Annotated in this window: 14 protein-coding genes; 1 reads left to right on the forward strand and 13 read right to left on the reverse strand. The window is 73.2% G+C overall.

Annotated elements, in window-relative coordinates; genetic code table 11:
• The 13 genes from secD to pgsA form a co-directional block, all read right to left on the reverse strand.
• On the reverse strand, nt 1-1773 hold the full coding sequence (secD, locus tag ADL08_RS17865) for a protein translocase subunit SecD (protein ID WP_053644088.1): 1773 nt from the start codon (nt 1771-1773) through the stop codon (nt 1-3).
• Between the two features lie 144 nt (nt 1774-1917).
• Complete coding sequence (gene yajC / locus ADL08_RS17870; protein ID WP_053644090.1) at nt 1918-2391, reverse strand: preprotein translocase subunit YajC; 474 nt, start codon at nt 2389-2391, stop codon at nt 1918-1920.
• Nucleotides 2392-2556: 165 nt separating this feature from the next.
• Complete coding sequence (gene ruvB / locus ADL08_RS17875) at nt 2557-3657, reverse strand: Holliday junction branch migration DNA helicase RuvB (protein ID WP_053644092.1); 1101 nt, start codon at nt 3655-3657, stop codon at nt 2557-2559.
• 50 nt (nt 3658-3707) lie between these two features.
• On the reverse strand, nt 3708-4337 hold the full coding sequence (ruvA, locus tag ADL08_RS17880) for a Holliday junction branch migration protein RuvA (protein WP_053644094.1): 630 nt from the start codon (nt 4335-4337) through the stop codon (nt 3708-3710).
• Nucleotides 4334-4900, reverse strand: coding sequence for a crossover junction endodeoxyribonuclease RuvC (gene ruvC, locus ADL08_RS17885; RefSeq protein ID WP_053644096.1), 567 nt, complete (start codon nt 4898-4900; stop codon nt 4334-4336). Before ruvC ends, ruvA begins: the two co-directional genes overlap by 4 nt.
• A gap of 109 nt (nt 4901-5009) precedes the next feature.
• On the reverse strand, nt 5010-5762 hold the full coding sequence (locus ADL08_RS17890; RefSeq protein ID WP_053644098.1) for a YebC/PmpR family DNA-binding transcriptional regulator: 753 nt from the start codon (nt 5760-5762) through the stop codon (nt 5010-5012).
• A 62-nt stretch (nt 5763-5824) separates the two neighbouring features.
• Nucleotides 5825-6415 carry a pyridoxal 5'-phosphate synthase glutaminase subunit PdxT gene (gene pdxT / locus ADL08_RS17895; protein ID WP_053644100.1) on the reverse strand — a complete coding sequence of 197 codons (591 nt, stop codon included), beginning with the start codon at nt 6413-6415 and terminating at the stop codon, nt 5825-5827.
• A gap of 6 nt (nt 6416-6421) precedes the next feature.
• Entirely contained in the window at nt 6422-7336 is a 915-nt protein-coding gene (gene pdxS, locus ADL08_RS17900; RefSeq protein ID WP_053644102.1) for a pyridoxal 5'-phosphate synthase lyase subunit PdxS, read from the reverse strand.
• Nucleotides 7337-7451: 115 nt separating this feature from the next.
• Entirely contained in the window at nt 7452-7994 is a 543-nt protein-coding gene (locus ADL08_RS17905) for a membrane protein (RefSeq protein WP_030214862.1), read from the reverse strand.
• An 11-nt stretch (nt 7995-8005) separates the two neighbouring features.
• Nucleotides 8006-8647: an MBL fold metallo-hydrolase gene (locus tag ADL08_RS17910; protein ID WP_053644103.1), complete on the reverse strand. Its 642-nt coding sequence runs from the start codon at nt 8645-8647 to the stop codon at nt 8006-8008.
• A gap of 240 nt (nt 8648-8887) precedes the next feature.
• Nucleotides 8888-10042: a glycosyltransferase family 4 protein gene (locus tag ADL08_RS17915; protein ID WP_053644105.1), complete on the reverse strand. Its 1155-nt coding sequence runs from the start codon at nt 10040-10042 to the stop codon at nt 8888-8890.
• Nucleotides 10039-10974 carry a phosphatidylinositol mannoside acyltransferase gene (locus ADL08_RS17920; RefSeq protein WP_420709641.1) on the reverse strand — a complete coding sequence of 312 codons (936 nt, stop codon included), beginning with the start codon at nt 10972-10974 and terminating at the stop codon, nt 10039-10041. Before ADL08_RS17920 ends, ADL08_RS17915 begins: the two co-directional genes overlap by 4 nt.
• 5 nt (nt 10975-10979) lie before the next feature.
• Entirely contained in the window at nt 10980-11642 is a 663-nt protein-coding gene (gene pgsA / locus ADL08_RS17925) for a phosphatidylinositol phosphate synthase (protein ID WP_053644111.1), read from the reverse strand.
• Between the two features lie 397 nt (nt 11643-12039).
• Here pgsA and ADL08_RS17930 point away from each other — a divergent pair, with 397 nt between their 5' ends.
• Nucleotides 12040-14271: an elongation factor G-like protein EF-G2 gene (locus ADL08_RS17930; protein WP_053644113.1), complete on the forward strand. Its 2232-nt coding sequence runs from the start codon at nt 12040-12042 to the stop codon at nt 14269-14271.
• The last annotated feature ends 114 nt before the right edge of the window (nt 14272-14385 follow it).

Raw genomic sequence — 14385 nt, forward strand, 5'->3', positions numbered from 1 at the left:
TCACGCCTCCTTCGGGTCGACAGGGCCGGCGGGGGCGGTGGTGCGGCGGGTGCGGCGCAGCGGCGGCTTGGCGCCGAGGCGCTTGGGGTCCAGGCCGGACCACGGGTGGCCGTCGCCGAAGAACTTGGTCCGCGCGAGCAGCGTCATGACCGGCTTGGTGAAGAGGAACACCACGACGATGTCGAGCAGGGTGGTCAGGCCGAGCGTGAACGCGAAGCCCTGGACCTTGCCGACGGTGACGATGAAGAGCACGGCCGCGGCCAGGAACGACACGAAGTCGGAGACCAGGATGGTGCGGCGGGCGCGCGGCCAGGCGCGCTCGACGGCCGGGCGGAGCGTGCGGCCCTCGCGGAGCTCGTCGCGGATGCGCTCGAAGTAGACGATGAACGAGTCCGCGGTGATGCCGATGGCGACGATGGCGCCGCAGACGGCCGGCAGGTTCAGCGCGAAGCCGATGGCCGGGCCGAGCAGGGCCATGATCACGTAGGTGAGGAGCGCGGAGACGCCGAGGCTGAGGATGGCGATCAGCGACAGGCCGCGGTAGTAGGCGACCAGGTAGATGATCACGAGGGCGAGGCCGATGGCGCCGGCGATCAGGCCGGCCTCCAGCTGGTCGCCGCCGAGCGCGGCGGTGACGGTGTCGACGCTCTGGGTCTGGAAGGAGAGCGGCAGGGCGCCGTAGGACAGGATGTTGCCGAGGTCCTGGGCGGTCTCCTGGTTGAAGCTGCCGGAGATCTCGGCGCTGGCGCTCAGCGTCTGGCGCACCGAGGGGGCCGAGACGACCTCGCCGTCGAGGACGATCGCGAACCGGTTCTGGGGCTCGCTCTGCTGCGACAGCTTGCCGGTGATCGACTGGAACTTCTTCGATCCGCCGTCCGTGAAGTCCATGGTGACGATCCACATGCCGCGCTGCTGGTCGAAGACGCCCTTGGCGTCGTCGACGTCACGGCCGTCCACCTCTGCCGGGCCGAGGATGTACTTCGACCACGCGCCCGGAGCGTCCTCGCCGCAGGCCACGGTGGGCTGGTCCGGCTTGACGCCCTGGCCGGCGGCGGTGCGCTGCTTGGGGTCGAGGCAGTTCAGGGTGGTGAACTTCTGCTCGAGCGCCGCGGTGGCGGGGTCGGGCGTGGGGGTCACCTGCGGGGTGCCGGTGGCCTTCGGCGTCGCGGAGGACGAGGGCTGGGTGCTTCCGGTGGGCGTGGGGCTCGGGGCCTTGAGGGCCTCGGTGAGCGCGCGGCCCCGGGTGGAGGCGGTGGCCGACGGCGTGGCCGACTTCTCGCCCGCGGTCGCACCGGGGGTGGAGGCCGACGGCTTCGGCGAGGCCGAGCCCGAGGGGGTGGCGCTCGGCGCCGCCTGGGGAGCGCCGTTCGTCACCGCGAGGACGGGCCGGAAGTAGAGCTGGGCGGTGGTGCCGACCTGCTCACGGGCCTGCTTCTCGTTCGTCCCGCGAGGGATGTTGACGATGATGTTCTCGCGGCCCTGGGTCTGGACCTCGGCCTCGGAGACGCCCAGACCGTTGACACGGCGCTCGATGATGTCGACCGCGGTGTTCATGTTGGTCTCGTTGACCGCCGACTCCTGGCCGGGGTCGGCCTTGGCCTTGAGCGTGATCGACGTGCCGCCGGCGAGGTCGATGCCGAGGCGCGGGGTGGTGTGCCCCGACCAGAACATGCCGCCGGTGAGCGCGACCATGGCGATCAGGATGAGTGCCAGGGCGCGGCCCGGCCGGCCCTGTCCCCCCGCCGGCCCTCGGCCCTTCTTCGGTGCTGCCACCTGTCGTATCTCCCTGTCCAACCGTCGCGCTACGGGTGTGTGCGCGACGGCCACGAAGTATGTGTGGGGACCATCCCCCGCAGACGTGGAACCGTTCGGGGGCGCGCGCACCCCGGTGGGCGTGCGCGCGGTCCCCCGTCGCGCTTACTTCGCGCCGGTCTCGCCGTCGGTCTTGCCGTCCTTCTCCCCCTCGGTCGCGGCCTCGGCCGCGTCCGACTTCTTCGTCAGGTCCGCCTTCGGCGCGTCCTCGGCCGTGACCTCGGTGGCACCACCGGTCAGCGAGGAGGCGTCGTCCGGGACGACGGCGTCGGAGTCCGGGGACTCGCCGCTGTCGTCGTCGCCGTGGACGATCCGGTTGTACTCGGAGTCCTCGAGGACCGCGCCGATCGCGTTCTTGGCGTAGACGGCGTGCACGCCCGGGGCGACCTCGAGGAGAACGGTCTCGTCGCCGATCTCCTTGACGGTGGCGTACATGCCCCCGATCGTGCGTACGCCGGTGCCGGGCTGCATCTCGTCACGCATGCGCGCCGCCTGCTGCTGCTTCTTCTTGGCGGAGCGGGTCATCAGGAACATGGCCCCGATGAGGACGATGAAGGGGAGGAGGGTCACGATGCTCACGGGACGGATTTCCTTCGCACGGTCGCGGAGAACCCGCGGCCTGATCTTCGGGGGTGGGCGCGCCGACCGAAAGGGGCGGCATCGGCGGAGTCTAGGCGAGTCCGCATCGATGGAACAACGTCCAGCATCGCACCCCGGTTCCGGTCCGGGCGAGTGTCCGCTCCGTCACGCCCCGAAGAGCCCCTGTTGTCCCGTTCCCGTGCCGCTCCCCGCACCGCCCGGGCCCGCTGCCTGCGGCGGAACGAGTCCGAGGTGCGTCCACGCGGCGGGTGTGGCGACGCGGCCACGGGGCGTGCGGGCCAGCAGACCCTCGCGCACGAGGAAGGGTTCGGCGACCTCCTCGACGGTCTCGCGCTCCTCCCCCACCGCGACCGCGAGGGTGGACAGGCCGACCGGTCCGCCGCCGAAGAGCTTGAGGAGGGCCTCCAGGACGGCGCGGTCGAGCCGGTCGAGGCCGCGGCCGTCGACCTCGTACACGCTGAGGGCGGCCTCGGCGATCTCGCGGGTGATCACTCCGTCCGCCCTGACCTGCGCGTAGTCGCGGACCCGGCGCAGCAGGCGGTTGGCGATGCGGGGGGTGCCGCGGGAGCGGCCGGCGATCTCGGCGGCCCCGGCCGGGTCGATCTCGACGTCGAGGAGTCCGGCGGAGCGGTGGATGACGCGCTGGAGCTCGGACGGGTCGTAGAACTCCATGTGGCCGGTGAAGCCGAAGCGGTCGCGCAGCGGGGGCGGCAGGAGGCCGGCCCGGGTGGTGGCGCCGACGAGGGTGAAGGGCGGCAGTTCGAGGGGGATGGCGGTGGCGCCGGGGCCCTTGCCGACGATGACGTCGACGCGGAAGTCCTCCATCGCCATGTAGAGCATCTCCTCGGCGGGCCGGGACATCCGGTGGATCTCGTCGAGGAAGAGGATCTCGCCCTCCTGGAGGGAGGAGAGGATCGCGGCGAGGTCGCCGGCGTGCTGGATGGCGGGGCCGGAGGTGATGCGGATCGGGGCGTTCATCTCGGCCGCGATGATCATCGAGAGGGTGGTCTTGCCGAGGCCGGGGGCGCCGGAGAGCAGGACGTGGTCGGCGGTGGCGCCGCGCTGCCGGGCGGCCTTGAGGACCAGGTCGAGCTGCTGGCGGACCTTCTCCTGGCCGACGAACTCGCCGAGGTCCTTGGGGCGCAGGGCCGCCTCGACGGCCTGGTCGTCGCCCTCTGCGGCGGCGTCGACGATGCGCGCCTCGGCGTCGTGTGCCTCGGCGGTGGTGTCGTCGTCCCAGTTCACGGTGGATGCCTTCTCGTTCGTACGGCCCGGCCGGGCGGGGTCGGGGGTGGTCAGCGGGCGCGGTTGAGGGTCCGCAGGGCGGCGCGGAGCAGCTGCGGCACGGGGGCGGTGCCGGTCTCGGCGATGGCGGCCTCGGCCTGCGGGGCGACGGCGACGACGGCCTCCTCGGCCTCGCGGCTCGCGTAGCCGAGGCCGACGAGGGCGGCGGCGAGCTGCTCGGTCCACGGGGCGGGGCCGGAGGCGACGCGCTGGGCGCCGACGAGGCCGCTGCTGCCGAGGGGGGAGCCGAGCTTGTCCTTCAGTTCGAGCAGGAGCTTCTGCGCGCCCTTCTTCCCGATGCCGGGGACGGCCATGAGGGCCTTCTCGTCCCCGGTGGAGACGGCGAGGCGCAGCGCGTCGGGGCTGTGCACGCCGAGCATGGCCTGGGCGAGGCGGGGGCCGACGCCGCTGGCGGTCTGGAGGAGTTCGAAGACCTGCCGCTCGTCGTCGTCGGCGAAGCCGTACAGGGTGAGGGAGTCCTCGCGGACGACGAGGGAGGTGGCGAGCCGGGCGTCCTCGCCGATCCGCAGTCCGGCGATGGTCGCCGGGGTGCAGTGGACGGCCATGCCCACGCCGCCGACCTGGACGACGGCGGTGGTGGGGGCGAGGGCGGCGACCGGGCCGCTGACGAAGGCGATCATCGGATTCGGCCTTTCACTGCGGACGCGTGCCGGGCGGCCGCTTCCTGGAGGCGGTTCTGGGTGGCGACGGCCTGCTGGAGGCGGTTCTGGGCGGGGGCCCGCCAGATGTGGCAGATGGCGAGGGCGAGGGCGTCGGCGGCGTCGGCGGGCCTGGGCGGCTCGGAGAGCCGGAGCAGCCGGGTCACCATGGTCCCGACCTGGGCCTTGTCGGCGCGGCCGCTGCCGGTGACGGCGGCCTTGACCTCGCTGGGGGTGTGCAGGGCGACGGGGATCCCGCGGCGGGAGGCGCAGAGCATGGCGACCGCGCTGGCCTGGGCGGTGCCCATCACCGTGCGCACGTTGTGCTGGCTGAACACCCGCTCCACGGCGACGAGTTCGGGCGAGAAGCGGTCGATCCACTCCTCTATCCCCTGCTCGATGCCGACCAGGCGCATGCCGATGTCGGCGTCCGCGGGCGTCCGCACCACTCCGACGCCGAGCATGGTCAGGGGCCGGCCGGCGACGCCCTCGACGACGCCGACGCCGCACCGGGTGAGCCCGGGGTCCACTCCGAGTACGCGCACGTCGCCCCCTCTCTTCGATCTCCTGTTTGAGCAGGCTATCGGGTGCCACCGACAACGCGGCGGGCCGACGGGAGCGTGTCCCCGTCGGCCCGCCGCGCGAAGCAGGTGATCAGGCGTCGACCTTCGCCATGACCTCGTCGCTGACGTCGAAGTTGGCGAAGACGTTCTGCACGTCGTCGCTGTCCTCGAGCGCGTCGATCAGCTTGAACATCTTGCGCGCGCCCTCCTCGTCCAGCTCGACCTGCATGGTCGGGACGAAGCTGGAGTCGGCGGAGTCGTAGTCGATGCCGGCCGTCTGGAGCGCGGTGCGGACCGCGACCAGGTCGGTGGCCTCGCTGATGACCTCGAAGGACTCGCCGAGGTCGTTGACCTCCTCGGCGCCCGCGTCGAGCACCGCGCCCAGGACGTCGTCCTCGGACAGCTCGCCCTTGGGGAGCACGACGACGCCCTTGCGGTTGAACAGGTACGAGACGGAGCCCGGGTCCGCCATGGAGCCGCCGTTGCGGGTCATGGCCACGCGCACGTCGGAGGCGGCGCGGTTCCGGTTGTCGGTGAGGCACTCGATGAGCACCGCGACGCCGTTCGGGCCGTAACCCTCGTACATGATCGTGGCGTAGTCGACGCCGCCGGCCTCAAGACCACCGCCGCGCTTGACCGCGGAGTCGATGTTCTTGTTGGGGACCGAGCTCTTCTTCGCCTTCTGGATGGCGTCGAAGAGGGTCGGGTTGCCCTCGGGGTCGGCGCCGCCCGTACGGGCCGCGACCTCGATGTTCTTGATCAGCTTCGCGAAGAGCTTGCCGCGCTTGGCGTCGATCACGGCCTTCTTGTGCTTCGTCGTAGCCCATTTAGAGTGGCCGGACATCTGCCTGTCTCCTTCGCGTAACCCTTTTCTGAACGAACCCCAGAGATCCTACCGGGATCGGATCAGCCCGCCGCGCGCACCATGTCGACGAACAGGGCGTGGATGCGGTGGTCGCCGGTGAGTTCGGGGTGGAACGAGGTCGCGAGCGCCCGACCCTGCCGTACGGCGACGACGTGGCCCTCGTGCTCGGCGAGGACCTCGACGGCCGCGCCGACCGACTCCACCCAGGGGGCCCGGATGAAGACGCCCTCGACGGGGCCGTCCTCGATGCCCGTGACGGTGACGCCGGCCTCGAAGGACTCGTTCTGCCGGCCGAAGGCGTTGCGGCGGACGATCATGTCGATGCCGCCGAAGGTCTCCTGGCCCGAGCGCGGGTCGAGGATCTTGTCGGCGAGCATGATCAGGCCGGCGCAGGTGCCGTAGACCGGGAGGCCCGCGGCGATGCGCTCGCGCAGCGGCTCCATGAGGCCGAAGAGCGCGGCCAGCTTGGAGATGGTGGTGGACTCGCCGCCGGGGATGACGAGGCCGTCGACCTCGGCGAGCTCTTCGGGGCGCCTCACCGGCCTGGCCACGGCGTCCGCCGCGGCCAGGGCGATCAGATGCTCCCGTACGTCGCCCTGGAGGGCCAGGACACCGATCACAGGAGTGCTCATGAGTGCTTACCAGCCGCGGTTGGCGTAGCGCTCGGACTCGGGGAGGGTGTCGCAGTTGATGCCGACCATGGCCTCGCCCAGGTTGCGGGAGGCGTCCGCGATGATCTTCGGGTCGTCGTAGAAGGTGGTGGCCTTCACGATGGCGGCGGCGCGCTTGGCCGGGTCGCCCGACTTGAAGATGCCGGAGCCGACGAAGACGCCCTCGGCGCCGAGCTGGCGCATGAGCGCGGCGTCGGCGGGGGTGGCGACGCCACCGGCGGAGAAGAGGACGACCGGCAGCTTGCCGAGCTCGGCGACCTCCTTGACCAGCTCGTACGGGGCGCGCAGGTCCTTGGCGGCGGCGAACAGCTCGTTGTTGTCGAAGCCGCGCAGCCTCGCGATCTCGTTCTTGATCTGGCGCAGGTGGCGGACGGCCTCGACGACGTTGCCGGTGCCGGCCTCGCCCTTGGAGCGGATCATGGCCGCGCCCTCGGCGATGCGGCGCAGGGCCTCGCCCAGGTTGGTGGCGCCACAGACGAAGGGCGTGGTGAAGGCCCACTTGTCGGAGTGGTTGACCTCGTCGGCCGGGGTCAGGACCTCGGACTCGTCGATGTAGTCGACGCCGAGGGACTGGAGGACCTGGGCCTCGACGAAGTGGCCGATGCGGGACTTGGCCATGACCGGGATGGAGACCGCGCCGATGATCTCCTCGATCATGTTCGGGTCGGACATGCGGGCCACGCCGCCGTCCTTGCGGATGTCCGCGGGGACCCGCTCCAGGGCCATGACGGCCACGGCGCCGGCGTCCTCGGCGATCTTCGCCTGCTCGGCGTTGACCACGTCCATGATCACGCCGCCCTTGAGCTGCTCGGCCATGCCGCGCTTCACGCGCGCGGTGCCGGTCTCGGGGGACGAGGAGGGGGTGGAAGGCGTGGTGGACACGGATACCTCACTGGTGACAACGGGGGTTGACGACAGAGACGAGGAAACAGTCCACCCATGGGCCACGGCAAGGGCCAATGTGGACCCGGTGGATCGTTTTCGCAGGTGGGGACGATCAAGCCGGGCGATCGGCAAGGGCCACCGGGGGCTCGTCGTCCATTTCGAAGGCCAGGGGGAAGGGGGCGTGGCCCGCGAGCCGGAGCCAGCGGACCGTGCGGTGGCGGCGCAGGGCGCGGGCGGCCCGTACGGCGTCGTTGTGGAAGCGGCGGGCCATCGGCACCCGGCGCACGGCCTGCGCGAGCTCCCCCGCGGCCTCCTCGCCGCCGGGGGCCTCCCGTACGAGCTCCATCTGCTCGGGCTCGCCGAAGACGGCCCGCAGCGCCTGGCTGAGCTCGCTCTCGGCGACCTCGCGCTGGTCCTCCTCGGCCTGCCGGGCGGCGTGCGCGGCCTCGTACAGCACGATCGAGGCGGCCGGGTCGAGGACCCCGGAGGTGGCCAGTTCCTGAGTGACCGAGGCCCGGCGCAGCAGCTGCGCGTCCAGGGCCGCGCGGGCGGCGTCGATGCGCGAGTGCAGCCGGTCGAGCCGGCCGGCGGTCCAGCTGAGGTAGACGCCGATGACGATCAGCGCGACGACGGTCCAGATCAGGGTTTGGGTCACGGGCGCACAGGCTACCGGGGCGGTGGCAGCACGCCTTCCCGAAGGGCGTGGTCGTGGGCGAACAGGACACGGGCCGGGCGGCCGTCGGCCAGTTCGGCGAGCCGGGCGAGCCAGGGGCGGTACGGGGTCCCGAACTCCGCCGCGAAATCGTAGGCCTGGCCCGCGAGGACGGTCACGCGGTCGCCGTGGTCGAGGAGGAGCGACCGGTGTCCCTCGGTGTGGCCGGGCGTGGGCACGACGAGGACGCCGGGCGCGATCTCGTGCTCGCCGTCCAGCTCCTCGTACCGGACGCCGGGCAGGAGCGAGTCGATGGTGTGCCCGCCGGCCCGGGCGCGGGCGAGTTCGGCGCGCTGGACGAGGACGGGGGTGTCGGGGAAGCGCTGGTTGCCGCCGATGTGGTCGAAGTGGAGGTGGCAGTTGACGACGGCGTCCACGTCGGCGGGACGGACGGTGAGCGGCCTGCGGACCGGCCGGTAGTGGGCGTCGGTCTCGGGCGAGCCGCCGCCCATGCCGGTGTCGAGGAGGAGCGCTCCGCGCGCGTGCCGCACGAGGTAGCCGAAGACGGGCTCCACGCGCGCGTGGGGACCGCCCCACTCCTCGGCGGGACGGGTGAGGTGACCGAGGTCGAGCCGGTGCACGGTGATCGGGGTCATCGCCCCAGCCCGCGGCGCGGGACCCGCCGGGCGGGCGGTTTCAGCCGGGAGCGTACGGGTGGGACGGCCGCCCCGGGTCCCGCCGCCGGCGTACGGACGAATCCGCGACCGGCGTACGGACAGGCCCGCGATCGGTGTACGGACGGGCCCGCCGTCCCGCTGCGGACGGGGACCCGTGACCGGCGCGCAGTGACGGGCCCGCCGTCCGCGTACGGGCGGGGCCCTACCCCCGCCCCCGCCCTACAGCCCCAGCCGCGCCCGCAGCCCGCCCACGCGTTCGTCCGTGTCCACGGCCGCCGCGCCGTCCGTGACGGTCTCGTAGACGGCGAGGACGTCCGCGCCGACGGTGGACCAGTCGAAGCGGCGGACGTGGGCCGAGCCGCGGGTGCTCAGCTCCTTGCGGCGCTTCTCGTCGCCCAGGAGGCGGATCGCCGCGTCCGCGAGGGCGTCGGCGTCCTCGTTGGCGAAGAGTTCGCCCGCGCCGCCCTGGTCGAGGACCTGCGCGAAGGCGTCCAGGTCGGCGGCGAGCACGGGCGCGCCGGCCGACATCGCCTCGACGAGGATGATGCCGAAGCTCTCGCCGCCGGTGTTGGGCGCCACGTACACGTCGACGCTGCGCAGCAGCCGCGCCTTGTCCTCGTCGCTGACCATGCCGAGGAACTCCACCCGGGAGCGCATCTCGCGCGGCAGCGAGGCCACCGCCTCCTCCTCGTCGCCGCGCCCGGCGACCAGGAGCCGCGCCCCGGGCCGCTCGGTGAGGATGCGGGGCAGGGCCTTCATGAGGACGGGCAGGCCCTTGCGGGGCTCGTCGATCCGGCCGATGAAGCCGAGGGTCTCGCCCTGCCACTCCTCCTTCGGCTCGGCGCGGGCGAAGAAGTCCACGTCGACGCCGTTGGGGATGACGACGGCGTCGCCGCCGAGGTGCTCGACGAGCGTGCGCCGCGCGTACTCGCTCACGGCGATCCGCGCGCTGATCTTCTCCAGGGCGGGCTGGAGGATCGGGTACGCGGCGATCATCGCCCGCGAGCGCGGGTTCGAGGTGTGGAAGGTGGCCACGATCGGCCCCTGCGCCGCCCAGCAGGTGAGCAGCCCGAGCGACGGCGAGGTCGGTTCGTGGATGTGGACGACGTCGAAGGCGTTGTCGTACAGCCAGCGGCGCACCCGCGCGGCGGACAGGAAGCCGAAGTTGAGCCGGGCCACCGAGCCGTTGTACGGCACGGGGACGGCCCGCCCGGCCGAGACCACGTACGGCGGCAGCGGGGTCTCGTCGTCGGCGGGGGCCAGGACGGAGACCTCGTGGCCGAGCCGGATCAGGTGCTCGGCGAGGTCGCGGATGTGGAACTGGACGCCGCCCGGCACGTCCCAGGAGTACGGGCAGACGATCCCGATCTTCACTCCGCCCCGCCCTCCCTCTCACCCGAGGCCCGCTCGCCCGTTCCCTGTTCCTCCAGGTCCGCGAGCCACAACCGCTGCAGCATGTGCCAGTCCTCCGGGTGGTCCGCGATGCCCTCGGCGAAGGCGTCGGCGAGGGCCTGGGTCATGACGGCCGTCTTCTCCGCCCGTGTACCCGCGTCGGGCACGTCCACCGGGGGGTGGATCCGGCCCTTCATGACCGGCGTGTCGTCGTACCAGAGCGTCGCCGGCAGCAGCAGGGCACCCGTCTGCTGGGCGAGTATCGCCGGGCCCGCCGGCATCCGTGCGGTGTCCCCGAAGAACGTGACCTCGGTGCCGGAGGCCGACAGGTCCCGGTCCGCGACCAGGCAGACCAGGCCGCCGGCCCGCAGCCGCCGCGCCAGCCTGCCGAAGGCGGAGCCGCCGGTGTGCGGCACGACCTCCATGCCCAGGGACTCGCGGTAGGCGACGAACCGGTCGTACAGCGACTCCGGCTCGAGCCGCTCGGCGACCGTGGTGAACGGCACGCCGAGCACGCGGGTCGCCCACACGCCCGCGAGGTCCCAGTTGGCCAGGTGCGGCAGGGCGAGGACGACCCCGCGCCCGGAGGCGAGGCCCTCCTCCAGACGGTGGATGTCCTTGATGTCGACCCCGCGACCGACCCGCTCCTTGCTCCAGGCCGGCAGCCGGAAGGACTCCATCCAGTACCGCATGTACGAGCGCATGCCGGCCTTCGACAGCTCGGCGAGCCGCTCGGGCGTGGCGTCCGGCACCACGCGCGCGAGGTTGGACTCCAGGCGCAGGACGCTCTTGCCGCGCCGCTTCCACGCGAGGTCGGCGATCCGCCGGCCGAGGCCCTCGGCCACCGGATCGGGCAGCTTCTTCACGGTCGCCCAGCCCAGGCCGTACAGCCCGTCGCTGAGCCGGTCCTTCAGGTCGCTCACGTGGTCGCTCCGCTTCCCCCGGCCGCGGCGGCGTCCGCCTCGGCCGACTCCCGCCGTACGGTGACCACCCGCTGTCCCAGGGTGACCGCGCTGCCGACGGCGACGATCCACAGGGCGATCGGCAGCAGCACCTGGACGCCGGGGACGCCGAAGGCGTGCAGTCCGGCGAGTCCGGCGGCGACCAGGGAGATCACGAGCCGCTCGGCGCGCTCGATCAGGCCGTTGACGGCGACCGGCAGGCCGATCGACTCGCCGCGGGCCTTGGTGTAAGAGACGACCTGGCCGCTCGCCAGGCAGAAGATCGACACGGCGCACATCACGTTGTCGTCGCCCTTGCCCGCGTACCAGAGCGCGAAGCCGCCGAAGACGGCGCCGTCCGCGACCCGGTCGAGCGTGGAGTCGAGGAAGGCGCCCCAGCGGCTGGAGATCCCCGCCTGCCGGGCCATGTTGCCGTCGACGAGGTCGGAGAAGACGAACAGGGTGATGACGATCGTGCCCCAGAAGAATTCCCCGCGGGGGAAGAAGACCAGCGCACCGGCCATCACCCCCGCCGTGCCGATGAGCGTGACCGCGTCGGGGCTGACGCCCCTGCGGAGCAGAAACGCGGCGAACGGTGTGAGGACACGCGTGAAAAAGGCACGCGCGTACTTGTTCAGCATGGCCTTCCCGAGGTTCGGTGGGCCGCGCGGCCCCTACGACCACCGGCCCGCCCATCGTAGCCACGCGCGCCCCCGGCTACCGGCGGGTACCCGCCCCGCCGCGTCGGCGCCCCCGAAGGGCCCGGCGCAGGCGGCGCGCGAACGGGGCCCTTCGTCGGGGCGGGCGCGCACCGCGTACAGGCCGGCGCGGCGCACCGCGTACGGGCCGGCGCGGCGCACCGGGCCGGTGCCGCGCGGCGGACGGATGGACGCGCCCCGGTGTCGGTGCCAAGCTCGAAGGACCACCGCAAGGCACCGCGGGCACCGCGGAAGCCGTACCGCAGCCGTACCGCCGCGACACCCTCTCCCCCGCGCCCGCGTCCCGCCGCACCGTGCGAGCAGTCGGGAGGAACACGTCATGGGTGACAGGGCGAAGACACCCGCCGGGGCCGCCGGCAGGGCTCCGACGGCCGACCGGCCCTCGGACATACGGAACGTGGTGCTGGTCGGCCACAGCGGATCGGGCAAGACGACGCTCGTCGAGGCCCTCGCGCAGACCGCGGGCGCGCTCAACCGGGCCGGACGCGTCGAGGACGGCGGCACGGTCTCGGACCACGACGAGATCGAGCGGCGCCGCCACCGCTCCGTCCAGCTCTCGCTCGTCCCGGTCGGCTGGGACGGTTGCAAGATCAACCTGATCGACACCCCCGGGTACGCCGACTTCGTCGGGGAGCTGAGGGCCGGTCTGCGCGCGGCGGACGCGGCCCTCTTCGTCGTCTCGGCCGCCCAGGAGGCCGACGCCGTCGCCGCCTCCACGCGCGCGCTCTGGGAGGAGTGCGCCGCCGTCGGCATGCCCCGCGCCGTCGTCGTCACCCACCTCGACACCGCCCGCACCGGCTTCACGGAGCTGACCGGCGTCTGCGCCGGGCTCTTCGGCCGCGACGACCCGGACGCCGTCCTCCCCCTCCACCTGCCCGTGTACGGCCCCGAGGGCTCCGACGGGCACGCGCCCGCGACCGGTCTGGCCGACCTGCTCTCGGAGCGGACCCTCGACTACTCCACGGGGGCGCGACGGGAGCGGCCGCCCGACGAGGACCGGCGGGAGCTCGTCGCGGAGGCCCGCGCCCGGCTCATCGAGGGGATCATCGCCGAGAGCGAGGACGAGACCCTCATGGACCGCTACCTCGGCGGCGAGCCGATCGCCCCGGAGACCCTCGTCGCCGACCTGGAGAAGGCCGTCGCCCGGGGCGTCTTCCACCCGGTCCTCGCGGCCGCCCCCGCCGCCGACGGCGGCACGCAGGGCCTCGGCACCGTCGAACTCCTGGACCTGATCGCCCGCGGCTTCCCCTCCCCCCTGGAGCACGGGCCGCGCGCCGTCACCACCCCCGGGGGACAGCCCCGGCCCCCCGTCGTCTGCGACCCCGAGGGCCCCCTGGTCGCCGAGGTCGTCAAGACCGCCGCCGACCCCTACGTGGGCCGGATCTCCCTGGTCCGGGTCTTCTCCGGCACCCTGCGCCCCGACGAGACCGTCCACGTCGCCGGACACGGCCTCATGGACACGGCCGGGCCGGGGACGGGGACGGACGCGGGCCCCGGCGAGCAGGACCTCCACGAGGCGGACGACCGGATCGGCGGCCTCACCTCCCCCTTCGGCAAGCAGCAGCGCCCCGTGGCGCACGGCGTCGCCGGGGACCTCGCCTGCGTCGCCCGCCTCGGGCACGCGGAGACCGGCGACACCGTCTCCGCCAAGGACGATCCGCTCCTGATGGAACCGTGGACCCTGCCCGAGCCGCTGCTGCCGCTCGCCGTCCGCGCCCACGGCAAGGCCGACGAGGACCGGCTCTCCCAGGGCCTGGCCCGGCTGGTCGCCGAGGACCCGGCCCTGCGGCTCGAACAGAACCCGGACACCCGGCAGATGGTCCTGTGGTGCCTGGGCGAGGCCCACCAGGACGTCGCCCTGGAACGCCTCCGCGAGCGCCACGGCGTGCGGGTCGACGCCGTGCCGTACGAGGTGGCGCTGCGCGAGACCTTCGGCGGCTCCTCCTCGGGCCGGGGCCGGCACGTCAAGCAGTCCGGCGGCCACGGCCAGTACGCGGTCTGCGAGATCGACGTGGAGCCGCTGCCGCCGGGCAGCGGCGTCGAGTTCGTCGACAAGGTGGTCGGCGGCGCGGTCCCGCGCCCCTTCGTCACCTCCGTCGAGAAGGGCGTACGGGCCCAGGCCGCGCGCGGGATCGCCACCGGCCATCCGCTCGTCGACGTCCGGGTCACGCTGCGCGACGGCAAGGCCCACTCCGTCGACTCCTCGGACGCCGCCTTCCAGACGGCCGGCGCCCTCGCGCTGCGCGAGGCGGCCGCCGGCGTCCCCGTCCACCTCCTGGAACCGGTGGACGAGGTCGGGGTCCTCGTCCCCGACGAGTACGTCGGCCCGGTCATGAGCGACCTGTCGGGACGGCGCGGCCGCGTCGTCGGCACCGACCGGGCGGGCCCGGGGCGGACCCTCGTGCGGGCCGAGGTGCCGGAGACCGAGATCGTGCGGTACGCGGTGGACCTCAGGTCCGTGTCGCACGGCACCGGACGGTTCGACCGCACGTACGCCCGGCACGAACCGATGCCGCCCCACCTGGCGGAGAAGGTCCGGCAACAGGCCTGAAAAGGCTCCTGGCTGACGGCCCGACAGCGCCGACCGCCCGTTCCGCCGCCGCGGGGCGGGCGGCATTCGGCCGTCCCCGCGCACTCCGGTGACGCGTCGGGCGGTACCCGGTTA

The sequence above is a fragment of the Streptomyces sp. NRRL F-6492 genome, assembly GCF_001280125.1.
In the GTDB taxonomy this organism is placed as follows: Bacteria; Actinomycetota; Actinomycetes; order Streptomycetales; family Streptomycetaceae; genus Streptomyces.

Coding starts and splice junctions, on each gene's coding strand:
- ruvA (WP_053644094.1), bottom strand. CDS start 4,337: ATGATCGCCTTCGTCAGCGGCCCGGTCGCCGCCCTCGCCCCCACCACC.
- ADL08_RS17890 (WP_053644098.1), bottom strand. CDS start 5,762: ATGTCCGGCCACTCTAAATGGGCTACGACGAAGCACAAGAAGGCCGTG.
- pdxT (WP_053644100.1), bottom strand. CDS start 6,415: ATGAGCACTCCTGTGATCGGTGTCCTGGCCCTCCAGGGCGACGTACGG.
- ADL08_RS17910 (WP_053644103.1), bottom strand. CDS start 8,647: ATGACCCCGATCACCGTGCACCGGCTCGACCTCGGTCACCTCACCCGT.
- pgsA (WP_053644111.1), bottom strand. CDS start 11,642: ATGCTGAACAAGTACGCGCGTGCCTTTTTCACGCGTGTCCTCACACCG.
- ADL08_RS17930 (WP_053644113.1), top strand. CDS start 12,040: ATGGGTGACAGGGCGAAGACACCCGCCGGGGCCGCCGGCAGGGCTCCG.